Source organism: Anaerosolibacter carboniphilus (genome assembly GCF_014205875.1).
GTDB classification, from domain to species: Bacteria; Bacillota; Clostridia; order Peptostreptococcales; family Thermotaleaceae; genus Anaerosolibacter; species Anaerosolibacter carboniphilus.
On record NZ_JACHEN010000012.1, the window covers coordinates 16,616 to 41,749 of the forward strand.

Here is a 25,134-nt window from a genome sequence, read left to right on the forward strand (position 1 = left end):
GACGATAAACAAAAAACGGAGCAAGGGGTGAGGGCTTTGGTGTAGTTAATAAGTAAATAAAGTAAGGTGTTGTTGGAATTGGTAATGTTATATTTCTTAAGGTTCTAAAGGGGGGTATTAAAATGAAAAGAAAAACTGTTTTAGCGTTATTGTTCGTCATCATTATGCTGCTATCGCTTATGGGATGTGGTGGCAACCAGACACCTGCAGACACCTCAGCTAAGGAAGAGAATGTTTCGGTGGAAAAAATTCTAACATATTCAGTTCTGATTGATATGCCTACATTAGATCAATCACTTGTTAACTCTACGGATTCTATGACGTTGATAAGCCAGATACAAGAAGGCTTAGTAAGGCTCCACGATGGCAAAGTACTGCCTGGAATTGCAAAAGAATGGGAAGTATCTGAAGATGGCCTGGTATATACATTCTACCTCAGAGATGCAAAATGGAGTGATGATGTGAATATCACGGCATATGATTTCGAGTACGCCATAAAGCGGCTAGTTGATCCAGCTGCTGCCAGTCCCTATTCATTTATCGCTGAGCCCATCAAAAATGCGATGAAGGTCAACTCCGGTGAGTTGGGTATAGAAGAAACCGGCGTGAAGGCATTGAATGAAAAGACACTGGAAATAACTTTAGAAAAACAGGCACCTTACTTCTTAGCAATGTTGAATATGCCTCATTTTAATGGAGTCAGAAAAGACTTGGTGGAAAAGTTTGGACAGGACTTTGCTGCTGATCCTGATAACAATGTATATTGTGGTCCGTTTGTATTAGAAGAGTGGAAGCATGAAGACAGATTAGTGCTTGTGAAAAATCAAAGTTATTGGGACAAAGACAAAGTAAATCTGGATAAAGTAAATGTAATTGTGGTTCCAGACCCAAATACAGCTCTGAGCATGTTTGAAAACGGAGACTTGGATTTTGTGGATGTGCCTTCAAATTTAGTAGAACAATACTTAGATAAATCACAGCTTTATTATAATGGAGCCGATGATTTCTTAAAACTAAATATGGATGGTAAGAATCCTCTTAAAAATAAAAATTTAAGATTAGCTGTAAACTACGCGATTGATAGAGAAGATTATATCAATATTACAACAGACGGACTATTCGATGCTGGGACGAGGTATGTTCTTCCTGTTGTTGCAGGGGTAGATAAGAAGTACGGCGAGGAATATCCCTATGAAGCCTTCCCATTAAAGGCTGATATAAATACTGCCAAGGATTATTTGGATAAAGCTATGAAAGAGCTTAGTGTAAGTAATCCACAAGAAATCAAGCTGGAATTACTAACTACAGATACAGATGTTTCAAGAATACAAGCAGAAGTTCTTCAGGATCAGATTCAAAGAAATCTTGGAATCGTTGTGAACATCAAGCAAGTACCGTATAAACAAAGATTGCAAATGGAAACCAATCGAGAATTCCAAATGGTTTTCAGCGGTTGGGCACCGGATTATGATGATCCTCATACATATCTATGTCTATGGACCACTAATTCTCCATACAATCAGATATCCTATAGCAATGCAAAATATGATGAATTGTTGGATTTTTCTTCCACATGCAGAGATCCAAAAGAACGTATGGATGCTTTATTTGAAGCTGAAAAGGTGCTGTTAGAGGATGGGGCGATTGTACCGCTGCAGATGAGAAGAGTGGCTTGGCTTATGAACCCAAAGATTAAAGGACTGGTTAAATCATATGTAGGTCCAAGAGAAGATTATATTTATGCAGATATTGAAGAATAGCCATTAAACTGAATATGGAAATATCATAAGGAAGGTAGTTTTTTACTGCCTTCCTTAATATAAAGGGGTGATATTTATGGCTAAATACCTGCTAAGAAGGTTGTTCATATCGATGTTGACAATACTTGTACTTATTACCGCCGTATGGATACTTGTAAGGCTATTGCCGGGAGATCCTTTCGCCAGTGATAAGCTATCGCCGGAAATAAAGGAAAACATGATGAGATATTACGGTTTTGATAAGCCTTTAACCACTCAGTATATAATCTACTTAAAGAATTTGCTTCATGGTGACCTTGGATACTCGTTAAATTATAAAAATTTGACGGTTACGAGAATACTGAAGGATTCATTTCCTTATTCAGCTGATTTGGGAGCGCGGGCTTTACTGTTTGCAGTCTTTACCGGGTTATTCTTAGGAATCGTCGCGGCTTTAAACAGAAGCAGATTCTTGGATTATTTTTGTATTATCATAGCGATCATAGGCTGCTCTGTACCAGATTTTATCATTGGTTCATTACTGCAATATATGTTTGGTGTAAAACTAAAGCTTTTACCGGTAGCCCAATGGCAAGGGTTTAAGTATACAATTCTACCTTCAATTGCCTTGGGGTTCTATACATTGGCATATGTATCCAGGGTCATGAGAGCCAGCATGTTGGAAGTAGTGAATCAGGACTATATCAAGACAGCCAATTCCAAAGGATTGTCTCAAATACAAGTCGTATTTGGTCATCAGATAAGGAATGCAATCCTGCCTGTGATTACTGTATTAGGGCCAATAGTAGCCGCAATTTTGACGGGAACCTTTGTGATAGAGTCTATCTACACGATACCGGGAATGGGTAAATATTATGTTTCCGGTGTTCAGACCTTGGACTATACCTTGATACTGGGGTCTACTATCTTTTATGGCGTTTTGCTAGTAATTGCAAATACAGTGGTAGATATAGCCTATGGTATCATCGATCCCAGAATAAGAGTTTATAAAAAGTAGAGGTGTTTCAGGTGGAGCATATATGTACCGATGTTGAGAAAGACAAATTTAATCATGTAGGGAAAAACAAGGATAGGATGGAGGCTATTTCCAGACCTAGTTTGAACTATTGGCAAGACGGATGGAGACGTTTGAAGAAAAACAGAGTTGCTTTTGTAGGGCTGATCATTATTGGCACATATATTATTCTTGCCATCGTTGGACCTAAAATAGGTGCCTATGACTATACAAGCACAAATGCTTCAGCTACAAATCTGGGGATGTCATCAAACCATTGGTTTGGTACCGATAAACTTGGAAGAGATATGTGGGCTAGAGTATGGATGGGCGCTAGGGTTTCTCTGACAATCGGATTTACTGCAGCGATTATAAATGGCTTTATTGGTGTTTTGATCGGAGGGATATCTGGTTATTATGGTGGGATTATTGATATGTTGATCATGCGGATTATTGATGTACTATATGGTATTCCCTACATCATTGTAGCGATACTGGTTATGATGGTTCTGGGATCTGGAATGAAAGCGCTAATTATTGCCATGGTTATAGTGGGCTGGATTGGAATGGCTAGATTTATCAGGGGAGAAGTCCTAGGGCTGAAGGAACAAGATTTTGTTCTTGCTGCAAAATTGCTAGGGGTATCAGAATTTAAAATAATCTATAGGCATATGATTCCCAATGTAGTAGGTTTAATGATTACTACTTTGACGATGGCGGTTCCCGGTTATATTTTCTCAGAAGCTTTTTTAAGCTATATCGGGTTAGGAATCCAGCCACCTGATTGCAGCTGGGGATCACTGGCTAAGATAGGGGCCCAATCATTTAGGCTTTATCCATATCAATTGTTTATTCCTGGTTTTTTTATATGTACAACGATGCTGGCATTGAACTTGCTTGGTGATGGTTTAAGGGATGCACTGGATCCGAAACTGCGAGGACAGGAAAAGTAACTGGGGAAAAGTTGAGGTGAATAAAAATGAAGAGACTTTTAGAAATAGATAACCTTCACTTTTCCTTTAAAACTTATGGGGGAGAAGTGAACGCAGTAAGAGGGGTATCCTTTCATGTAGATGAGGGAGAAGTTGTAGGCATTGTGGGAGAATCGGGCTGTGGAAAAAGTGTTACTGCCCAGTGCATCATGAGACTGAATCCAGAACCACCGGGTTATTTCAAACAGGGATCCATCCAATATAAGGGGACAGAAGTAATCAATCTATCAAAAAAAGAGATAAAAAAGCTTCGTGGTTCAGAAATCGGTATGATATTTCAAGATCCTATGACTTCGTTAAATCCAACAATGAAAATAGGCAAACAGATAGAGGAATCTGTAATGAATAATATGTCTGTCTCTAGGACGGAAGCAAGAATAAGAGCTGTTGAAATGCTTAAACTGGTAGGAATATCCGATGCAGAGAAAAGATATTCTCAGTATCCCCACGAGTTTAGTGGAGGAATGAAGCAAAGGGCTATGATAGCCATAGCTATGGCATGTAATCCTAGTCTGTTAATTGCAGATGAGCCGACTACGTCATTGGATGTTACGATTGAAGCGCAAATACTTGACCTAATGAAAGCACTACAATTAAAAATGAATACTTCGATCATTATGATAACCCATGATTTAGGTGTAATTGCCAGCTTATGTCATAGAGTAATTGTCATGTACGGAGGACTGGTCGTTGAGCAGGGCGATCTGCATGAGATATTCTATAACCCAAAACATCCATATACTTGGGGCCTTCTCAAATCGGTGCCTACGTTGAATATGGATAAAAGTGAACAATTGATACCAATAGATGGAACGCCTCCGGATTTATTCTCGCCGCCTAAAGGATGTCCCTTTGCTGCTAGATGTGAGTATGCCATGGAAATTTGCTATGAAGAGCTGCCACCTGAATATGAGATAACTGAAAAGCATCGTACAATGTGTTGGTTGCAGCATCCTTATGCGCCTGAAGTTCTATGGGAAGAAAGTAAGTCAGCTTTTGTAAAGGAGAGCATGTAGGTGAGGAAAAGATCTTAAAAGGGGTGTAGAATATGAACGCAGAAAAACCTTATATAGAAGTTAAAAACCTAAGAAAATATTTTCAGTTATCAAGAAAAGAAATACTTAAAGCAGTGGATGATGTTTCTTTTATTATCAATAAGGGTGAGACGGTAGGGCTTGTCGGTGAGAGCGGATGTGGCAAGTCGACAACGGGCAGATGCTTGGTGAAGCTCTATGAACCAACGGCTGGAAGTATTTTTCTAGAAGGAAATGATATCAATCTTTTTAATAAAAAGGGGAAAGGTGAGTTTTGTAAAAAGGTGCAGATGATTTTTCAGAACCCTTACGCATCTCTTAACCCACGTATGACCATATCAGAAATCATAGGGGAGGGAATAAAGGAACACAACACCATATCTGACAAAGAATTAAAGGAACAGGTCTATAGCTTACTGGAATTGGTTGGTCTAAATAAGGAGCATGTGAATAGATTTCCCCATGAGTTTAGTGGGGGGCAAAGACAAAGAATAGGTATTGCCCGGGCATTATCGGTAAGACCGGAATTTATTGTTTGTGATGAACCTATTTCAGCGCTGGATGTTTCCATTCAAGCGCAAGTTGTCAATATGCTGTTGCAGTTTCAAAGAGATATGGGACTTACCTATCTGTTTATCGCCCATGATCTAAGTATGGTGAAATACGTATCCCATCGGATCGCTGTCATGTATCTAGGAAGCATCATAGAATATACTGATTCGGCAGAGCTATACAAAAATCCTATTCATCCCTATACAAAGGCACTGCTTTCTTCAATTCCTGTTGCAGATCCTAATTTACAGGCATCCAGAAGAAGAATAATCATTGAAGGTGATGTTCCCAGCCCGGTGAATCCTCCTGACTGCTGCAAGTTTGTAGATAGATGTAAATATGCAAAGTCAGTATGTTTTGAAACAAGACCAGCTTTAAAAGAGATATCCAGCCAGCATTATGCTGCGTGCCACCTCTACTAACATTTAAGGAAGGTGTAGAAAATGATTAACGAGAAATATATGGAAAGATTATCCAAACAGATAGATGAACTTGATATCGATGCAATCCTTATTGGACCATCAAAAGATTTAGAGTTTGCAACTGGTTTTTTGTCACAGGAGGATGAACGCTTCCAAGGACTTTTTATCCTAAGAAATGGAAGGTGTTTTTATATATCCCCTAAGCTGAATAAGGAAGAAATTGAACATATACTTGGAAAAAATACGAAGATTTATTCTTGGGATGATGGGGAAGGGTTTACAAACACTGTAAAATATGCTCTGGCAGAAAATGATTTGTCTGAAAAGAAGATTGCTGTTAATTGTGGCATAAAGGGCACTGATCTTTTGGATATGACAGAAATATTTAGAGGAGAATTTATTAACGGAATACAGATAATAGAGGATTCTCGCATTATAAAGACCAAGGAGGAAGTTGTGCATCTCAAAAAAGCAGGACAGATAGCTGATGAAGTAATGGAAGCACTAACTTCTTTTATAAAGCCTGGCATGAAAGAAAAGGATATCAAGAAAAAAATTATTGAATTATTCTTGGCAAGGGGAAGCGAGATAGCTTTTGAGCCTATTGTTGCTTCAGGCCCCAACAGTTCCAAGCCCTATTATAACCAGGACGATCGAATAATACAGGAAAAAGACGTGATTATATTAGATTTAGGGTGTAGATATAAGGGTTGTTGTTCAGATATTAGCAGGACCTTTTTTATAGGTAAAGCTACGGAAGAAGAGAAACAGATTTATCAGGTTGTCTTAGAAGCAAATCAGGCAGGAAAAAGTGCGGTGAAGGAAGGTGTGACGGCAGAATATATCGATCGCCAGGCGCGGAGTATTATTCATAATGCAGGTTATGGAAATTACTTTTTTAATAGAGTGGGGCATGGAATTGGTTTTAGTGTTCATGAAGCACCCTATATAAGGGAGGGGAATTGCCAAATTATAAAAAATGGAATGGCATTTAGCATTGAGCCAGGCATATATTTGCCCGGGAAATTTGGCGTTAGAGTTGAAGATATTATTGTGGTAGGAGGAAATGGACCAGAAGTAATGAATCATTTTGAAAGAAATATCATTATTCTTTAGAGTTGAAATATAACACTAAAAAGTAAGTACAATGTTAAAAATATGAACAGGAGGATTGTAAAGAATGATTGATTCAAAAGTTTTTGAAAAAATGAAAGAATTAGGAATGGACGGACTGCTTTTAATCAATGATTCCAATATCCGGTATGTTAGTAGCTATACAGGCTCAGATGCATATATCCTAATGGCACCTGATCAAAAAACATTCATAACGGATGCTAGGTATACAGAGCAGGCACAGATGGAATGTAAAACTTTTACTGTTTCAGAATGGAAAAAAACGATAGGTTCTCTTGAAGCGTTCATAGCAGATACTGCTGCTAAGCTAGGTATTCGGAGACTGGGCTTTGAAAGAAAGTATATGAGCTATGATTTTTATGACAGACTTGTTACTGAAATGCCATCTGTAGAATTAATGCCTACGCAAAATATTATTGAATCCTTTAGATATATTAAAAACGAAGAGGAAATCGATTGTATAAGAAAAGCAGCTTCTTTTGCTGATATAGCATTTGAGAAAATTCTTGAAGTTATAAAGCCAGGTCTTACTGAAAATGAAATAGTTCTTGAACTTGAGTATTATCTTAAGAAGGCAGGCTCTGAGGGCATCGGATTTCAAACAATATTGATTTCAGGTAAAAAGACGTCTATGCCCCACGGGATTCCATCGGGGAAAAAGATTGAATACGGGGATTTCATAACCATGGATTTTGGAGGCATATATAACGGATACCGTTCTGATATGACAAGAACTATTGCAGTGGGAAAAGTAGATGATGAACAGAGAAGAATCTATAGTGTTATAAAGGAAGCACAGAATAGGGGTGTCAATGCATTAAAAAGTGAAATAGTAGGAAATATTCCGGATCAACAGGTGAGAGAGGTGATTGATCAAGCAGGATATATAGATTATTACTATCCTGGACTAGGGCATGGCGTTGGGCTGGATATTCATGAAGCACCATTCATGGGAATACAAAGTAAGGATATACTTAAATCAGGATGTGTAGTTACTGTGGAACCTGGTATTTACATACCTGATTGGGGTGGCGTGAGAATTGAAGATACGGTGGTTGTTAATCAGAATGGAGCTGAAATATTAACAAAGGCTTCCAAAGCATTGATTGTAGTATAATCAGAATTTACATAAAATGTCCCCAGTCATATATGTATATATAGTTACTTCATCACATTTTTTTATTAAAGACAGACCAGTCAATAAAATATGGTCTGTTTATTTTTTTCTTAATAGTACAATGTTGTTAAAAGATTTAAGTGTAATTGCCACATATAGTGATGATGAATTAGATCGCGAAAAAGGCCTTCTACGATCAGAATGAAGCAGTCATGGTGCGTAAATACAACCAATGGGGAGAAAAGGATACGGCTAAAGCAGTTTTATAATGACTGGAATCAAACGCCTGATAGAAAGTTGTTTGCAAAGGTATTTGAGAAATGCGAAGAGATTACTGAATTTATTTTAGAAAATGCTGAAGATGGATTTGAAGAGGTTATTGAAGAAGAATAAGAAATGTCAATTGATCAACTTAGATTTATGTGTGATCATGCCTATGATGAGCCTCTTATCAATAAAAATATAATTGAATTGCCAAACACTAGAATCCCAATATGGTTTTAATAGGATCAAGAGTATTGAAACTCTAGACTTATATAAGTATAAGGATGGATTTGTTTGTTTTGAGGAATATTTTGCACGGCTTCAGCATAATCGTGACAAAAAAATGCTGTCTTATTTTGAAAAAAATTGGCGAAATATGGTATAATGTATATGGTTTCTATCGGTGCGAATTGCATACATATGTGTTGAGTTAAATCTTTGATTTCTGGATAAGGCTTTTTCCTCTGGAGAAAAGAAAAACAAAGGCGTCTTCGAAATATATCCAATTTCAAACAAAATAGGTGCTTGTTTTGAGTTTGAGATGGCGCCCATATGGTCATGTAAAGATATTTGGAGCAGAACGTAGGGAGGAAGAAGTACGTGGAAAGTGTGAGTAGAATGCTTAAATTATTTTCCGAATTTGATGAGAGGTTTGAAAAAAAGCCACTGCTGATTTCAGTAAGACGTGGACTTACTTATATGATTCCTTTGATGCTGATAGGCTCTATGGCCTTACTATTCGTAAGCTTGCCTATTCCTTCTTATCAGAGAATGATGTTAGAAGTGTTTGGTAGTCGGTGGAAGAATATCTTTCTCTCTATTCATGATAGTACGTTCAATATTTTATCACTCATAATGGTCATATGCATCAGCTATTCATATATCATTGAATTTGGTGAACGATATGAACATAATGTAAGTCCCATCATCGCAGCTTCAGTTTCTTTGTGTTCATTTATTGTAATCTCTAAGTTGAGTAGAGATTGGATTTTTACCGGAAATTTCGGAGTAATTGGTATTTTTATAGCCATGATCGTGTCGGTCGTCTCTGCCAAGCTCTTTTTAAAGCTTAGCTCAATAAAGACTCTAAGAATAAAAGCTTTTACCGACGGTGCCAATCCAGTCTTTAATTATGCTTTAACTTCCATTTATCCGGCTGCCATCACAATAACAGTTTTTGCAATGATAAGTCACGTACTAGCCATTCTTTTTGATATATCAGATATACAAAGTTTTATATCAGATGTTATCCGTAATGGATTTTACAAAATAGAATCTCCATTTTTGAGTGCCATTTTATTCGTAGCCTTTATGCATATTTTTTGGTTCTTCGGAATGCATGGCGGCAACATCCTTGAACCAGTGGCTCAGAGCATATTTGTACCAGCCTTAACAGCGAACCAAATATTAATTCGGTCAGGTCAGGTACCCACAAGAATATTTACCAAAACCTTTTTCGATACATTCGTTCTAATGGGAGGTTGTGGGACTGCCCTATGTCTTATCCTTGCGATTTTGATTGCAGGGAGACATAAAAATCAACGACGACTTACAAAACTATCGCTTATCCCTGTGATATTTAATATTAATGAATTAATTGTTTTTGGTATCCCCGTTGTATTAAATCCCATTTATATGATTCCTTTTCTATTGGTACCTATCATTTTGACCATCACTTCTTTCCTAGCCATGTACAATGGGCTAGTGCCCTATACATGCAACCACATTGAGTGGACAACTCCTATTTTTTTAAGTGGCTATGCTTCGACCAATTCAATAAATGGCAGTCTTTTGCAATTGTTTAATTTGGTTTTGGGAACTCTTTGTTACATACCCTTTGTAAGTCTTGCCCAAGATGTTGCTGATGTACAAGGGAGAAATAACCTGCAAAAGGTATATGATTGGTTCAAACAGAGCGAGGAACGTGGAATGGCATCCACATTACTTACTAGGTATGATGATATAGGAAATATCTCTCGGTTTTTAGCATTCGATTTGGAGCATGACCTGCAAAACAATAAAATAACCCTGTTCTATCAGCCCCAGGTGGATTACGATGGAAATGTTTTTGGTGTAGAGGCATTACTGAGATGGAAGCATGACAGTTATGGGTATATTTATCCCCCTTTGATCATTGCCCTTGCCGAGGAGTCACAGTTGATAGATAAGCTTGGTTACTGGATATTGGACACTGCTTGCAGTAATCTGAAAGAAATAAATGGATTGGGTCTTCAAAACATCACAGTATCTGTGAATATTTCCGCAGTTCAATTGGAAAGTGATTATTTTATTGAGAATCTAGAAGAGATTATGAAAAAATACGAAATTAAGCCTCAGGATCTTAAAATTGAAATAACTGAGCAATTGGCCTTAACAAGCAGCAATAAGATCATCAATCAGATAATATCTATAAAAAAACTGGGCGTAAAACTGGCAATGGATGATTTCGGTATGGGGCATAGTTCTCTGATGTACCTAAAAGAGTATGATTTTGACACAATCAAACTTGATGGTTCTTTGGTCCGTGAGATTATATCCAATAGCAACTGTCGCAATATTATTTCATCCATCGTATTTTTATGTAAATCATTAAACTGTTCAGTGATAGCTGAGTATGTGGAGAATGAAGAGCAGAAGAGTATCCTCCACGAACTGGGTTGTGATCAATATCAAGGATATCTCTATAGCAAGGCGATTCCTAATGAAGAGTTAATAGAATATATTTTGAATAGGGATGACTGTACCAGCGGCAATATTTATAGTAATATTAAAAGATAGAAATCGAAACCCCAGGCTAGGAGAGAACGACATGAAAATAAAGAACGTAAAGGGAAATACGTATTGTATTGATACCGGCATGACATACATACCTTTTTATAAAATGAATGATCAACAAATTATTATGTTGGATTCAGGATGGGAAGAAGGGGAGCAAAAAGGAATAGAAGAGCTTCTAGAAAAAAAAAGTTTTAAGGTAATGGGTATAATATGCAGCCATGCCCATGTAGATCATATTGGAAATAATCAATATCTAAAGAATAAATATAACTGTATTATTGCCATGCCTGCCTATGAGGCGTTTATTTGCAGTTCGGCAGTAAATCTCAAGGTTTACTATAACAGTCAAACATTATCCGACATAACAAAACACTATGGGCATATGGTTTGCAAAACAGATATGATGATTTTAGATAATGACGATCAAATAGATATTTGTGGCGTTAATTTTAAAATTCTTCATACACCTGGACATAGTCCTGCCCATGTATCGATTATCACGCCCGATGAAGTTGCCTACATAGGAGATGCCCTCATAAGCTATGAAGTCATGGCAGGGGCTAAGACCCCGTATGCCTTTATTCTCAGTGAAGATTTGAAAAGCAAGGAAAAACTCTATGATCTAGAATGCAGCAAATATGTAGTGGCTCATAAGGGCATATATGATAATATTACAGAGCTTATAACGGATAATATAAATTTTTATAGGAGTAGAGCAGAAAGTGTATATGATGTCATAGAGGGTGCTATGACAATGGAAGACATTGTGAAGTCTGCTATGAAAGCTTTTAATATTCGTGCCAAGAGCATCTATAAATATATGGTAATAGAAAGAATGTTAAGATCCTATGTTGAATATTTGAATGAAGTAGGAATGATTGAGTTGATTATGGAGAATGGTTTTCTCAAATATACAAAAAGATCCCTTCATACAGGAGGAAATCTATGAAAAAAATATTCAAAGCTATAGGAGTAATACTATATACTGCCGATCAATAATCGGACGTTGGTTCCTTTGAGGGCAATATTCGAAGCCTTAGGAGCAGAGATAAAATGGGATGGCGCTACAGAAACAGTTACAGGAATCAAGGGCGAAACCATTGTGGAGTTGAAGATCGGTAGTAATGTGGCAAAGCTTAATGGAAAGGATTTAAACCTAGATGTCCCTGCAACCATTGTAAATAAACGCACCTTAGTTCCAGCTAGATTTATTGCGGAGTGTTTAGGCGCAAAGGTAGATTGGGAATCGAGTTCTAGAACGGTTATTATTCAACATGACTAAAAGGCTTAGAAGAGATTGTGGATGGACTCCACAATCTCTTTTAATATATAAGTTTTAAATTTTAGGGCAGTAGACGAGTCTTATAGATCTGAAAAATATTTTAAAGACCATTTTTCTAAGATATCCAAAGCCGGATAGATTTCTTTTCCTTTTTCAGTGAGTTCAAATTCAACTCTAGGGGGTACTTCCGGATAGATGGTCTTAAAAATCAAACCGTCATTTTCTAGCTCAGTCAATTTTTCATTGAGTACCTTTTGGCTGATTCCGCTGGTTATTCTCTGTAATTCAAGGAACCGCTTAGGACCTCTATGGAGATGACATAGAATAACAGCTTTCCATTTGCCCCGAATTAAATCAATTCCTAAATCTAAATGACAGACATATTTTTTATTATTATATTCTAACATTGAATCACCTGCTTTTCATTCATTTATGATATAGATTATATCATTATGGTACAAAATTATAAATTTATTCTCATTTGAAAACATGTAAACCACTAAATTCAAACCCCTAGGTAAGTTATCTTACTTTAAAGTGCCTACTTGTTCTGTATATCCACAGGATATATACTGTGAAATAGTAGAAACAAAACTAAATGAAATCAAGAATAAGAGGAGGAATATAAATGAAAGTTGTGGCTTTTAACGGAAGTCCTAATAAAGAGGGAAACACTTATCATGCTATAAAAATAGTAGCTGATGAACTTCGAAAAGAAGGAATAGAAACCGAAGTGATTCATGTCGGGAATAAATCAATTAGAGGATGTATTGCATGTAATCAATGTGTTAAAAATAAAAACGAAAAATGTGTTCTTCAAGGCGACGAGGTTAATGAGTGGATTCAAAAAATGAAAGAGGCAGATGGTATAATTCTAGGATCCCCTGTACATTATTCATCATTGGGAGCAACAATGAAGTCGTTTTTGGATAGAGCTTTTTATGTTACCAGTATTAATGATGGAATGTTAAGACACAAGGTAGGTGCATCCGTTGTTGCTGTAAGACGTTCAGGTGGACTTCCAACCTTTGATCAACTAAACAACTATATCAATTATTCAGAAATGTTGATACCAACTTCTAATTACTGGAATGTTATTCATGGTGCTAGACCTGGAGAAGCGTTGCAGGATGAAGAAGGTGTACAAATCATGAGAGTTCTTGGTAAAAATATGGCATGGCTTATGAAATTGGTTGAAAATGGAAAAGGGTCTGTTAAAGAACCAGAGAGAGAAAGTAAAGTATATACGAATTTTATACGCTAAATTTACCCTATAACTAAAATCAAGGGACGATCGGAACTTTATCTGAAGTTAGCTTAAACTTGAATAAGAAATGGGCATAGGAATCTATCAAGAAGATAGGTTCCTATGCTGTTTTTAAATCATTTATCGAAAGAATTGCTAGTTGAAGGAGGAATGGAAATGTATTATGTTGAACCCTTATATAATGATTAATGATAATACATTAATGAAAATAAGAGGCATACTTTCATAGCAGATCTGGAGTGATAAACATATGGCTTATATAGAAAAGGGTACGAAGGAATTTCGAAATACAAGCATTGCGCTATTTGCCGGTGGCTTTAATACTTTTGCAATTTTATACAGCACACAGCCGATACTTCCCTATCTTTCTAATGAATTTCACATATCTCCCACTGTAGCGAGCTTATCCCTATCCGTGACAACTATTACCCTTGCAGTTAGCATGTTACTTGTGGGATCGTTATCAGAAGTATGGGGGCGAAAGCCTATCATGACTTTTTCCATTTCAGCAGCATCGATGCTAGCGATGCTCACTGCATTTGTTCCAGGATTTTCTTCACTGCTGGTATTAAGAGTTTTACAGGGGATTGTTTTGGCAGGACTGCCTGCTATTGCCATGGCTTATATTAGCGAGGAAATTGAGAAGACGAGTCTTGGTATGGCGATGGGACTTTATATTAGTGGAAATTCCATAGGCGGGATGGGAGGGCGTATCATTATAGGCGTCCTAACAGATTTTTTTAATTGGAGGATAGCCCTGGGTAGTATAGGCGTTTTAGGTGTTGCAGCCAGTATTTTATTTTGGTTTAAGCTGCCATCTTCAAGGCACTTCGAGCCCAGAGATCTCGAAATAGGGAAGTTATTAAAATCGATGCATTGCCATCTGAAAAATCCAGGTTTACTTTACCTGTATTGCATTGGGTTTTTATTGATGGGCAGTTTCGTTTCTTTATATAATTACATTGGCTTTCAATTGATAGCTCCGCCTTATTCCCTTAATCCAACTCTAGTAAGCTTTATTTTCGTTATTTATATTGTGGGGACATTTAGTTCTACCTGGATGGGACGTTTAGCTGATAGCCATGGTCACCATAAAGTACTCATGGCTGCAATTTTGCTAATGTTTGCTGGAGCCTCCACAACGTTAAATACGCATCTGGTTTTAAAGATTTTTGGAATCGCCCTTCTAACCTTTGGTTTTTTCGGAGGCCATTCCATCGTAAGCAGTTGGGTTGGGAGCTTGGCTGCTCGCGACAGAGCACAGGCTTCCTCCCTTTACTTGTTCTTCTATTATGCAGGTTCTAGTGTCGGTGGAACTTCTGCAGGAATCTTTTGGACAAACTATGGGTGGGGTGGCGTAATCAGCATGATTGCATGCTTTTTGATGCTGGCATTCTTTCTTTCAATTCGTCTTACTTTAAGGCGATCAGTTATCTAAAGATGTTCAGGATAGATACTTGATAGTATCTCCAATATCTGTGATAAGAGGTTAGAGGACCAAGATATATTATTGTGATAACATATATTCAAATCACTAAAAGTCGTACTAAACCCATTCTGTCGGAAATAAATTTATCCTATATGATGGAAGAGGAAAGGGGAGAGAATATTATGTTAAAAGAACGACTCATAGAAGCTTTCCAAGAAATTGGGTTTGATGAGTATAGGGCGATTAAATCTAGTGATATTATCTTTTCGCAGGACGTATTTAACCAATGTGCCAGAAATACTTGCGGAAATTTCGGCAAAAACCATGGATGCCCACCGAAAGCTGGAAGTGAGGCTGAAAGAAAAGCAAGGGTTTTAAAATATAAAAACGCATTTATAATATCTAAGATAGCATCTATTGGATCAAGGAAAGAAATGATGGATTCCATGGAGTTTCTTGCGAATATAAATCAAGCGCTTAGAAAGACTTTCGAAAATGAGGAAGTATTCGTAATGGGAGCAGGTCCATGTACTGTATGTAAAAACTGTGCTGCCCTTGAAGATAAACTTTGCCGTTTTCCGGAGAAAATACAGTATTCCATGGAAGGTAGTGGGATTGACGTAGTTCGTATGTCCATGAATCAAAAAATGACATACAATGCTGGAAGGGGTAAAGTTGGCTTTTTTACACTGGTACTTTACAATGATTAACAAGAACTCCTTAGGCATAAGGGGTTCTTGTTTTTATGTGTCATAGAATCATCAGTCATGTTCAGGAATGGGATGTACATTTTTATAATGGGGTTAGAAAAAAATGATTATTAATAATGATAATCATTTACAATTAAAATTTTTTTTGATACAATAGGAATATGTAAGTGGCATAAATTATCGCGGCTAAAATTTATGTTATGGAGATGATTTAAGTGGCTAGAATGAGAGGGCCAAGGTTTAAAAAGTGTAGAAGGTTAGGACTGAATGTGTGCGGACATCCAAATGCAATGAGGCGAGAAGGAAGCGGGCAAGCAAGGGCATCTAGGAAGCTCTCTTCCTACGGTACACAACTTTTAGAAAAGCAAAGGCTGAAGGCATATTATGAAGTAATGGAAAAACAATTTAGAAGATATGTGCAAGCTGCAATAAAGGACCAGGAGATGACAGGCTCTGCATTGGTAAATAGACTGGAATGCAGACTGGACAACCTCGTGTATCGGTTAAACTTTGCTAATTCTATCCGACAAGCTAGACAAATGGTAGTACACGGACACATTCTTGTAAATGGAAAAAAAATAGATATACCTTCCTATGCCGTATCCGTTGGAGAGGTTCTTTCTCTGAAAGAAAAATCAAGAAACAATCAGATGTTTAAAGATAATTTTCTCAATAATGGAATAGCTTTACCACCTTACTTAAGTAAGAATGAAGCAAATTTTTCAGGTGTATTGGAAAGATTGCCGAAGCGTGAGGAGATTCCGATTTATATTGATGATCATTTAGTCGTCGAGTTTTACTCAAAAACTATATAACAAACCATGTCGAATAGTCTTTGCAAATAACTTAGACTATTCGTTATTTTTAAGGAGATCAAAAATGGGAGAGCTGCATAAAAAGAATAATTTCTACTTTTGGGAAAAAAAGATTAGAGATACAGAGGATATTTTATTCGGAAATATAGATAAAAAAAGATTAACAAGAGAATCTTTAATTGTATACATAGGAATATTGGATAGCAAAAAAGGTCTTGTACGATCAGGATGGAGTAGCCATGGGGATGTAAATACAGCCCTCGGCTTTTTACAACATGTGTTTTTGCCCACGGCCTTTTATACATGGATAGATAGAAAAAGTGATGGCTTTTATATTCCCCTCTCGCCCTTTCATGTTCTTAGAGAGGAAGTTTTAAAATCTGTCATGGAAGATGAAGATGGGAATATAGCGAATGATGCTATAAAAATGGAGAAAGCATACAATTATTTAAATAGCATGTGGAAATACGATGATGCTGAGAAAAGGAAAAAGCTCATACAATTTTGCAGCGACTTCAATCTTTCTTGGGATCAAGAACCTGAAAAAAAGTTATTTGTTAGAGTGTTTGAAAAAAGTGAAGAGATCGTGGAGTTTATTTTAGAAAATATTGTAGATGAATTTGAAGAGGTTATTGAAGAAGAACTTGAAATGTCAATTGAGCAACTACGATTTATGTGTGAGCATGCTTATGATGAGTCCCTTATCAATAAAAATATAATTGAACTGCTAAACATTAGAATTCCAATATGGTTTTAAAATATTCAACGAAAGTACCCGCTATCGTAAAGCATTCGTAAGAATGCAAATGCTAACGTAATATACTGCTCATGCGAGATATATCGTGTTGATAGAAAAGAAATAATCTTATCTCAAGTTATGTAGAGAATTTTGGTTGAAAATTTAAGTGTGTTTTATGTTCCCTCTGACGAATGGTTCGAGGGAATTTCTCTTACTTAGCCTCTTCACCAACGACTCTTCTTGTATATTATAGCCGTCATATTGTCCAAACATTACCTTATCCTTGGCATCATACGGTAGTCTGTAAGAATCATTTTGCTGCAGCAAAATAGGATATAACGAAAATGTTGACTAATCAACTATTTTGCTATATCCTATTTTATAGGAGTCATAAAATATATAAAAGAAAAGGATATAACAACATGAAAGATGGAAAACCAGCGCTGACGAAACTGGCCAATAGTCTTTATAGATGTACACAGGCCTATGCCAATGAAGTCCTTGCAAAATATAAGTTAAGCAGTGGCACATATCCCTATCTGCTTACCCTTTATGGAAATGAAGGCATCAATCAAAATCAAATCAGTAAAGAGTTAAACATTGATAAGGCCATGTCTGCTAGGGCGATCAAGAAGCTCATTGAGCTTGGGTATTTGCAGAAAAAAGAAGATCATGAAGACTCAAGGGCTTACAAATTGTATTTAACAGAAAGTGGGAAGAAAATTATTCCGGCTGTTAAAGGGGAACTGCATCGGTGGAATGAGATGATAACGGAAGGTTTAACACCGCAGGAAGAGGAGCAAATGAAAGATTTACTAAACAAGGTTTTAGAGAATGCAGAAAGAGGTAGAAATAACTATAAATAAAGGATAGGGTATAGAATATATGGAAGAAAAAATATATGAAAATAGAATGCTTATACTAATTAATGTGGTCATGATGACTTTCATGGCCTGCCTGGATGGCAGTATCGTCAACGTAGCGCTGCCAATCATGGCACAAAAGCTGTCGGTCTCCACAGAGTCGATCTCGTGGGTTGTAACGGCCTATTTGATTTCCATTGCGGCGACAATCTTGATCTATGGAAAGCTAGGGGATATCAAGGGCAAGACGAAGATATTTCAATTTGGAATTGTTTTATTTACCATAGGTTCGCTTCTGTGCGGAATTTCAAACTCTTTTTCCCTTTTGGTGATTGCCAGAGTGATTCAGGCCGTTGGGGCAGCAGGAGCTATGGCTACAAATCAAGGAATCATCACCCAGGTATTTCCCAGGAACGAAAGGGGAAGGGCTTTGGGGATTGCGGGAACATCCGTGGCACTCGGATCGTTAGTGGGGCCGCCCTTGGGAGGATTTATTATCAGTGTCCTTAGTTGGAAATATATCTTTTTAATCAATGTACCTATTGGAATCTTCACTTTAATGATGGGAGCAAAAGTTCTTCCTAAGAGTGTTAGCAATACATCAGAGAAGTTTGATATCAAAGGAGCCCTATTGATCATCCTAACGATTGTAACGTTGTTTGGTGCATTGATCAAAGGAGAAGAGATAGGGTATACTCATCCTATGATTGCTACAGGCATTGGCGTTGCAGCCATATTGATGATCATATTTATTGCAGTAGAAAGAAAAGTAGCCGCACCATTGCTGCAATTGGAAATTTTTCAGAATAAGCTATTTTCTCTAAGTATATTCTGTGGGTTTATTTCTTTTGTTGCCATCAGTTGTTCAAACATTATTCAGCCCTTTTATCTTCAAAATGTTATGAGCCTATCACCGGCAGTCACCGGGATGACCATGATGGCTTACCCGCTGATTTTGGCCGTAGTAGCGCCAACCAGCGGCTATTTATCCGATAAGATCGGATCTGAGTTTTTGACATTTTTGGGACTGCTGCTGACCAGTGCAGGCCTGTCCTTTATGTCTACTTTGAATGAACACTCCAGTTTGACCACATTGGTTGTCTTTGTAGCCATTATGTCTATTGGAAACGGCTTGTTTCAATCACCCAATAACTCTTTAATCATGTCCACAGTACCTCCGAGTAAATTGGGGATTGCAGGGAGCATTAACGCTCTGGTAAGAAATTTAGGAATGGTCTTTGGAATCTCTTTAGCCACTACCCTGTTGTATAATCGTATGAGTTATAAATTAGGATACAATGTTGCTGACTATATAATAGGGCAAGAAAAAGCATTTATCTATGGAATGAAGTATGTCTATGTTACTGCAGCAGTTATATGTGGAATCGGAGCACTGCTGACTGCGTACAGATTGTATGCAAAAAGTGGAAAACTAAAGGGAAGTGTAGGAAGTCTTAGTAGAGAATAAATAGCATAGTCCATATGAGAGGATACGTTCCGAGTGGTCAGGATGAAAGATTACTCGGACTTTCAAATTGGAGAAGGTTCTTGTTTTTTTTAGAATAGCTGCTAGAAAGGGAAAATAAGATGAAGTATACCATCAGAGAAATTGAGTTACATGAATTTAAAGATATCTATGACCGAATAGAGCGTGACTTTGTACCAGGGGAATATGCCCCATATGAGATCTTATATCAGCAGCTTCAAGAAGGTGTTCAAACTGGGCTGATTTTGCTTGATGGCGAGAGGGCGGTTGCCTATGGGATTTGTGCTGGAGAAGATGGGAGTGACTATGTTCTCATTAGTTTATTGGCTGCGTATGAGGAATTTCGAGGCAGTGGATTCGGATCAGTATTGCTTGAAGCATTAAAAAAGAGGTATTCAGATAAGAAAGGGATTCTTGTAGAGGTTGAAAGACCTGAAGATGCCTTAACCAATGAAGAAAAAGCCATACGTGAAAAAAGAATTCAATTCTATCAGAAGGCAGGGTTTTATTTGATACCCCATATTGATTATTCCATATGGGATGTACCCATGCATCTTATGGCACTGCCTCAGGAGATCTCAAGCCAGATGATGAATAAAGAAATTGGACAGATTATTTATGAAATTTATTTTAAACTTATGGGGAAACAGTTTATTCATAAGATGAAATTTAAATCGTTAAGATCGTGAGATGAATGGGATCAATGAAGATACTAGGTTATGCCATTAAACATTCAGGGTCCTATTATCTTGTCAGAAGATTATTACGATTCCATAAATTATGCTTGATTTTTCTAATACATACAAATATAATCTAGTTAGGTGAATATTTCCAATGAGTGCCTCATTCTTTGAGGATAATAGGGAATCAGGTGTAATTCCTGAACGGTCCCGCCACTGTAAGCGAGGAGCAACTTATCATTCAACCACTGTTTTCTGATTGAAAATGGGAAGGAGATAGGACGCATTGATGCGCGAGTCAGGAAACCTGCTTATTGGTACAGATTAGAAACTCTCTAGGAAAGAGTGATAATTTGAGAATGATGGCAAAGTTCTCAGTCTATTAAGGCTGGGGACTTTTTTTATTTATTAAATTGCAAAGGAGTGGTGGCGTGTTTCAGATAGGGATCGATATGGGTGGCACATTTACCGATTTTATTGTGCTTCATCAAGGTGATGCTAGAACAGTCAAAGTTCCATCAAATAAGAATTATCCTATTGCCACAGTAATCAATGGATTAGAAGGAATTGCAGCAAGCTATCATTTAACGTTAGAGGAATTCTTACCTAGAATCAATCGCTTCGTCCATGGTAATACAGTCGCTATCAATGCCCTTATACAAAAACGAGGGGTAAAAACTGCCCTCATCGCCACGGCTGGATTTCATGATGCCTTAGAGATGAGGCGTTCTAAGTTAAGTAATCAATGGGACTTCTTTGCCCCAATTCCTCCGGTGTTGGTTCCTCGGTATCTGCGTTTTAACCTAAAGGAAAGGATTGACTACAGCGGAAGGGTCGTTGAAGCGTTGGATCACAAAAATCTTGAGGAGATAGTAGATGCCCTTAAAGCTGAAAAAATAGAATCTGTGGCGGTCTGCCTGTTATTTTCCTTTTTAAATTCTTCCCATGAAAGATTGGTAAAAGCATATATGGAAGAGATGCTGCCCAAGGTATTTGTATCCCTTTCCAGCGAAGTGGCGCCAAAGCTTGGAGAATATGAGCGGGCTTCTACCACTGTGCTGAATGCCTATCTTACACCCCTTGTGTCAAATTACCTGAATGAGTTGACCTCAATTCTCCAAGGACGAGGATTAATGTGTAATATTCAGCTGGTGCAGAATAATGGCGGTTTAGCAGATATAACCCTTGCCAAACAGTTTGGTGTAAAGGGGCTTTTTTCAGGACCCGCCGCAGGGAGCTGTGGCGCCCAAGCCCTGGCTAGAGAATTAGAAGAACCCAATTTGGTTCTAGTAGATATGGGCGGAACTAGCTTTGATGTGAGTTTAATTAAGGACCATTCTATCAAAATTATTCCAGAAGCTGAGGTAGCAGGCTATCCAATCAATCTTCCCTTGATAGACATCAACTCAATAGGCATTGGCGGCGGTAGTATTGCTGCTGTAGATGCTGGTGGGCAATTGGGTGTTGGACCTGATTCGGCTGAGGCATTTCCAGGCCCAGCTTGCTACGATAGGGGCGGAAAGGAACCAACGATTACAGATGCTGCCTTCATACTGGGATTTATGAAACAAAATAGTTTTGGTGGGGGCAGTATAGAAATAAAAAGAGAACTTGCATTTCAGGCAATAAAGGAGAGGGTGGCTATACCTCTTGGTATTGATGTTGAAGCAGCAGCTGTTGCTATATATCAAATTGCTGCAGCAAAAATGGTAGATGCAGTTCACTTAATGACGGTGCAAAAGGGATATGATCCTAGAGAATTTGTACTGGGAGCAGTGGGTGGTGCATCACCCCTATTTGCTGCGCAAATAGCCCAGGACCTAGGGATAAAAAAAGTAATCATCCCTGCCTTTGGAGAAGTGTTTTGTGCCCAGGGAATGCTGCAATCTCATCTTAAGCTAGATATGGTGCAAAGTTATATAAGGGATTTAAAGAACATCAACACCTATGATGTGAATGATGTTTTAAGGCAATTAAAAGGGAAGGCACAAGAACAATTGATTAGGCAAGGCGTTGCGCCAGAAAGCAGCGATTTTAGGTTTTTCTTTGAAATGAGATATGCCGATCAGCATCATGAGCTGTCAGTTCCCTTTACCGGAGAGGATCTTGACGCTAGGGATATTGAATGTTTAATCAGTAAGTTCCACCTGCTTCACGAAAAGCATTATGGATACGCTGAACCTGGACAAGAATGTTCACTGATTAATATACGTCTAGAAGCTTGGGAAAAGGAACTGTCTTACCCTTTGAAAATAAATAATACCTCAATCATTGGCCAAGTTCCTGTTCCAACAGAGCAGCGACTAATCTGTTGGCATCATGATTTAATTTTCCATGAAGTCCCTGTTTATCAGTTCTCGAGCTTGAAAGCAGGCTTTGAAATTGTAGGACCAGCACTCATTGAAAAAGCCTACACCACAATCTTTGTCAGTCCGAACTTCAAGGCCCATGCAGACAGCAACCATAATATTATCTTGATGGAAAGGGAGGTGAATTCTAATTGCATGTAGATCAGATTATTCTTCAGTCAGTAATTGCCCACCGTTTAGATACAATTGCCCAGGAAATGGGGATAGCACTTGAGCGGTCATCCCGCTCTCCAATCTTTGCAGAGGCCTGTGATTTTTCATGCGGTGTCTGTAACCAAAAGGGTGAGCTTGTTTCTCAATTAAATGGGATTCCTATTTTGGCTGCGGCGGGTTCTTTTAGCGTTCAAGCAGTGTTAGCGAAGTATGGAGACAATATAAAAGAAGGGGATATATTCATCGTCAATGACCCTTATTGGGGTGGAAATCACCTGCCGGATATCGGCATTATTACTCCAGTTTTTTATCAAGGAGAACTTGTATTCTTTACGGTAAGCCGCGCCCATCATGGGGATATCGGCGGAGCAGTAGCGGGTAGTTATAACACGGGGGCTACAGAAATATTTCAAGAGGGGATTAGAATCCCCCCAACGAAGGTAGCAAGTCAAAATATTATCATTGATGAAGTACTTAACCTGATCACCTATAACACAAGAAATCCTGAAATGCTGAGAAGCGATCTCTTTGCTCAAATAGGAGCCAATAAAATTGGTCATGACCGATTAAGGGCGCTGCTTGGGAAATATGGATTAGAGAAAGTAAAAGAATCGGTTGGGCAGCTTCTCCAAAAGGCAGAAGATTTAACAAGAATAGAAATCTCTAAATTTCCTCCAGGGACTTATGTGGGTGAAGAGTGGTTAGATGACGATGGTTTTCAACAAGAACCAGTAAAGATCAAAGTGGCCGTTACTTTTAAAAATAATGAAGTGATCATTGATTTTACGGAAAGTGATAAGCAGGTAACAGGATTTGTCAACAGTGCCCTTGTGACGACGACAAGTGCAGCCTATATCGCATTATTATGGACTTTGTCTCCAGAAATACCAAGGAATAGTGGAGCCTTTAGACCTGTAAAAGTCATTGCACCAACGGGAACGGTTGTAAACCCTGCTGAACCTGCACCGGTTACCTTGTCCACCCTCCACTGTGCCAGTGAAATCATCTCAGCCATTTTGAAGGCCTGTGGGAAGATAGTGCCTGAAAGAATTCCAGCAGGATTTGGACGCTACTGTGGACCTTCTTTTTATGGTGTAGACCCAAGAAATGAAAAATTTTATGTAGGTTTTGCTTTTTGCTGCCTAGGTTCAGGTGGAGGAATGAAAGGGCGGGATGGACTTCCTTATATGGCACCCATCTCCAACTATGGCGGGGTACGTGCCCCGAATAATGAAGCCAATGAGGTGCAATACCCCTTGCTTACATTAAGACATCACTTAGAAATAGATACGGCAGGCGCAGGCAAGTATCGGGGTGCGCCTGGGGTGAAATATCAGGTTGAATTTTATGGTCCTGACCCTAGCATTGTTATGTTCGGAGATGGGATGAAGATAGGACCCTATGGATTAGAAGGGGGAGAAGAGGGCAGCTTGAATAAAAATCAATTGGTTACAAAGAAAAAGGGGAGTGAATGCCTAAAGAGCAAAACACCTCCCCTCAGCTTGCAGCCTGGCGATACATTGACCCTCTTCTCTTCTGGTGGGGGAGGCTGGGGGAATCCCTATGAAAGAGATCCACAACTGGTCTACGAAGACTATAAGAATGGATATATAAGCAAAGAGAATGCTTTAAAAGCCTATGGCGTAGTATTGACAGACAAGGGTGTTCAATGGAGCGAAACGGAAAAAATAAGGGGATTGGGGGATTTATCATGAGTCAAGTTGTAGCAAACAAAGATGTGAGCATGGAAACAAGTAAAAAGGTTACTGGGTTTGATACAAAGGCATTGGTTGGTGCAGTGATTTTGGGTGTTGTTTTTGTCCTCGTACAACAGATTGCCCATCGGATCGATGCCATCATTAATCCAGCTTCTGTCATTATTGGTGGCGTAACTTGGGCAACTTTTATGGGATTGGTGGTACTTCTTTTTAGGCAGCCTGCAGGAATTATTACAGCTGAAATTCAGGCTTTCATCGCTTTGGCTACGGGACTTTCCCCGCTGGCGGCCTTCTTCATACCTGCAAATGCTTTGGGATCTCTAGGCTATTCCCTTATCGCCTGGAAGCTGCCAATGGATAAGTGGTCCCATCATGTATTGGCACAAATCGTGACAAATGTAGCAGGTAACATTTGTGTTGGAATTGGGCTCCATGTGATTCTTAAACTGCCTATGCCTGTGATTATCATAAGCTCATGTATTACTACATTAGCAGGAATTATTGGTGGGACCATCCTTACAAAAATGATCTACGAGAATGTAATAAAATCTGGCGTATTGAGATAAGGAGAGATTT

Annotated in this window: 23 protein-coding genes and 1 riboswitch; of the genes, 22 read left to right on the forward strand and 1 reads right to left on the reverse strand. The window is 38.3% G+C overall.

Annotated features, from left to right (window positions below):
- Positions 1-122 precede the first annotated feature (122 nt).
- The 11 genes from HNQ80_RS10535 (at position 123) to HNQ80_RS10585 (ending at position 12,329) form a co-directional block, all read left to right on the forward strand.
- Positions 123-1,760 (forward strand): peptide ABC transporter substrate-binding protein, encoded by a 1,638-nt coding sequence (locus HNQ80_RS10535; protein WP_184310614.1) that lies wholly within the window; start codon positions 123-125, stop codon positions 1,758-1,760.
- Positions 1,761-1,836: 76 nt separating this feature from the next.
- A complete protein-coding gene (locus tag HNQ80_RS10540) occupies positions 1,837-2,757 on the forward strand; it encodes an ABC transporter permease (RefSeq protein ID WP_184310615.1) in 921 nt (306 codons plus the stop codon).
- Between the two features lie 11 nt (positions 2,758-2,768).
- Positions 2,769-3,707 (forward strand): ABC transporter permease, encoded by a 939-nt coding sequence (locus tag HNQ80_RS10545; RefSeq protein ID WP_330602825.1) that lies wholly within the window; start codon positions 2,769-2,771, stop codon positions 3,705-3,707.
- A 26-nt stretch (positions 3,708-3,733) separates the two neighbouring features.
- Positions 3,734-4,762, forward strand: a complete 1,029-nt coding sequence (locus HNQ80_RS10550; RefSeq protein WP_184310616.1) for an ABC transporter ATP-binding protein — start codon at positions 3,734-3,736, stop codon at positions 4,760-4,762.
- A 32-nt stretch (positions 4,763-4,794) separates the two neighbouring features.
- Positions 4,795-5,754 carry an ABC transporter ATP-binding protein gene (locus HNQ80_RS10555; protein ID WP_184310617.1) on the forward strand — a complete coding sequence of 320 codons (960 nt, stop codon included), beginning with the start codon at positions 4,795-4,797 and terminating at the stop codon, positions 5,752-5,754.
- 21 nt (positions 5,755-5,775) lie between these two features.
- On the forward strand, positions 5,776-6,870 hold the full coding sequence (locus HNQ80_RS10560; RefSeq protein WP_184310618.1) for a M24 family metallopeptidase: 1,095 nt from the start codon (positions 5,776-5,778) through the stop codon (positions 6,868-6,870).
- A 64-nt stretch (positions 6,871-6,934) separates the two neighbouring features.
- Positions 6,935-8,005, forward strand: coding sequence for a M24 family metallopeptidase (locus tag HNQ80_RS10565; protein WP_184310619.1), 1,071 nt, complete (start codon positions 6,935-6,937; stop codon positions 8,003-8,005).
- Between the two features lie 201 nt (positions 8,006-8,206).
- Positions 8,207-8,398: a hypothetical protein gene (locus HNQ80_RS10570; protein WP_184310620.1), complete on the forward strand. Its 192-nt coding sequence runs from the start codon at positions 8,207-8,209 to the stop codon at positions 8,396-8,398.
- 471 nt (positions 8,399-8,869) lie between these two features.
- A complete protein-coding gene (locus HNQ80_RS10575; protein ID WP_330602826.1) occupies positions 8,870-11,047 on the forward strand; it encodes an EAL domain-containing protein in 2,178 nt (725 codons plus the stop codon).
- A gap of 31 nt (positions 11,048-11,078) precedes the next feature.
- Positions 11,079-11,996, forward strand: a complete 918-nt coding sequence (locus HNQ80_RS10580; protein ID WP_184310621.1) for an MBL fold metallo-hydrolase — start codon at positions 11,079-11,081, stop codon at positions 11,994-11,996.
- Positions 11,997-12,038: 42 nt separating this feature from the next.
- A complete protein-coding gene (locus tag HNQ80_RS10585; RefSeq protein ID WP_408626315.1) occupies positions 12,039-12,329 on the forward strand; it encodes a copper amine oxidase N-terminal domain-containing protein in 291 nt (96 codons plus the stop codon).
- 80 nt (positions 12,330-12,409) lie between these two features.
- Here the strand turns inward: HNQ80_RS10585 and HNQ80_RS10590 are convergent, their stop codons facing one another.
- A complete protein-coding gene (locus HNQ80_RS10590; protein WP_184310622.1) occupies positions 12,410-12,736 on the reverse strand; it encodes a winged helix-turn-helix transcriptional regulator in 327 nt (108 codons plus the stop codon).
- A gap of 221 nt (positions 12,737-12,957) precedes the next feature.
- Between HNQ80_RS10590 and HNQ80_RS10595 the strand changes: the two genes are divergently transcribed.
- From HNQ80_RS10595 to HNQ80_RS10645, 11 genes are all read left to right on the forward strand, one after another.
- On the forward strand, positions 12,958-13,593 hold the full coding sequence (locus HNQ80_RS10595; protein ID WP_184310623.1) for a flavodoxin family protein: 636 nt from the start codon (positions 12,958-12,960) through the stop codon (positions 13,591-13,593).
- 253 nt (positions 13,594-13,846) lie between these two features.
- A complete protein-coding gene (locus HNQ80_RS10600; protein WP_184310624.1) occupies positions 13,847-15,034 on the forward strand; it encodes an MFS transporter in 1,188 nt (395 codons plus the stop codon).
- Between the two features lie 173 nt (positions 15,035-15,207).
- On the forward strand, positions 15,208-15,735 hold the full coding sequence (locus tag HNQ80_RS10605; protein ID WP_207726964.1) for a DUF2284 domain-containing protein: 528 nt from the start codon (positions 15,208-15,210) through the stop codon (positions 15,733-15,735).
- Positions 15,736-15,950: 215 nt separating this feature from the next.
- The gene (gene rpsD, locus HNQ80_RS10610) at positions 15,951-16,550 is read left to right on the forward strand and encodes a 30S ribosomal protein S4 (protein ID WP_184310625.1); all 600 of its coding nucleotides are present in this window, start codon (positions 15,951-15,953) and stop codon (positions 16,548-16,550) included.
- 64 nt (positions 16,551-16,614) lie between these two features.
- The gene (locus tag HNQ80_RS10615) at positions 16,615-17,307 is read left to right on the forward strand and encodes a hypothetical protein (protein ID WP_184310626.1); all 693 of its coding nucleotides are present in this window, start codon (positions 16,615-16,617) and stop codon (positions 17,305-17,307) included.
- Between the two features lie 404 nt (positions 17,308-17,711).
- Positions 17,712-18,155: a MarR family winged helix-turn-helix transcriptional regulator gene (locus tag HNQ80_RS10620; protein WP_184310627.1), complete on the forward strand. Its 444-nt coding sequence runs from the start codon at positions 17,712-17,714 to the stop codon at positions 18,153-18,155.
- A gap of 19 nt (positions 18,156-18,174) precedes the next feature.
- Positions 18,175-19,620: an MFS transporter gene (locus HNQ80_RS10625; RefSeq protein WP_184310628.1), complete on the forward strand. Its 1,446-nt coding sequence runs from the start codon at positions 18,175-18,177 to the stop codon at positions 19,618-19,620.
- Positions 19,621-19,739: 119 nt separating this feature from the next.
- Positions 19,740-20,327 carry a GNAT family N-acetyltransferase gene (locus HNQ80_RS10630; RefSeq protein ID WP_184310629.1) on the forward strand — a complete coding sequence of 196 codons (588 nt, stop codon included), beginning with the start codon at positions 19,740-19,742 and terminating at the stop codon, positions 20,325-20,327.
- Positions 20,328-20,457: 130 nt separating this feature from the next.
- A riboswitch (cobalamin riboswitch) is annotated at positions 20,458-20,647 on the forward strand.
- Between the two features lie 102 nt (positions 20,648-20,749).
- Positions 20,750-22,828 carry a hydantoinase/oxoprolinase family protein gene (locus tag HNQ80_RS10635; protein ID WP_184310630.1) on the forward strand — a complete coding sequence of 693 codons (2,079 nt, stop codon included), beginning with the start codon at positions 20,750-20,752 and terminating at the stop codon, positions 22,826-22,828.
- Positions 22,819-24,555 (forward strand): hydantoinase B/oxoprolinase family protein, encoded by a 1,737-nt coding sequence (locus HNQ80_RS10640; protein WP_184310631.1) that lies wholly within the window; start codon positions 22,819-22,821, stop codon positions 24,553-24,555. Before HNQ80_RS10635 ends, HNQ80_RS10640 begins: the two co-directional genes overlap by 10 nt.
- The gene (locus HNQ80_RS10645; RefSeq protein ID WP_243183161.1) at positions 24,552-25,124 is read left to right on the forward strand and encodes a hypothetical protein; all 573 of its coding nucleotides are present in this window, start codon (positions 24,552-24,554) and stop codon (positions 25,122-25,124) included. Before HNQ80_RS10640 ends, HNQ80_RS10645 begins: the two co-directional genes overlap by 4 nt.
- Positions 25,125-25,134: the final 10 nt, after the last annotated feature.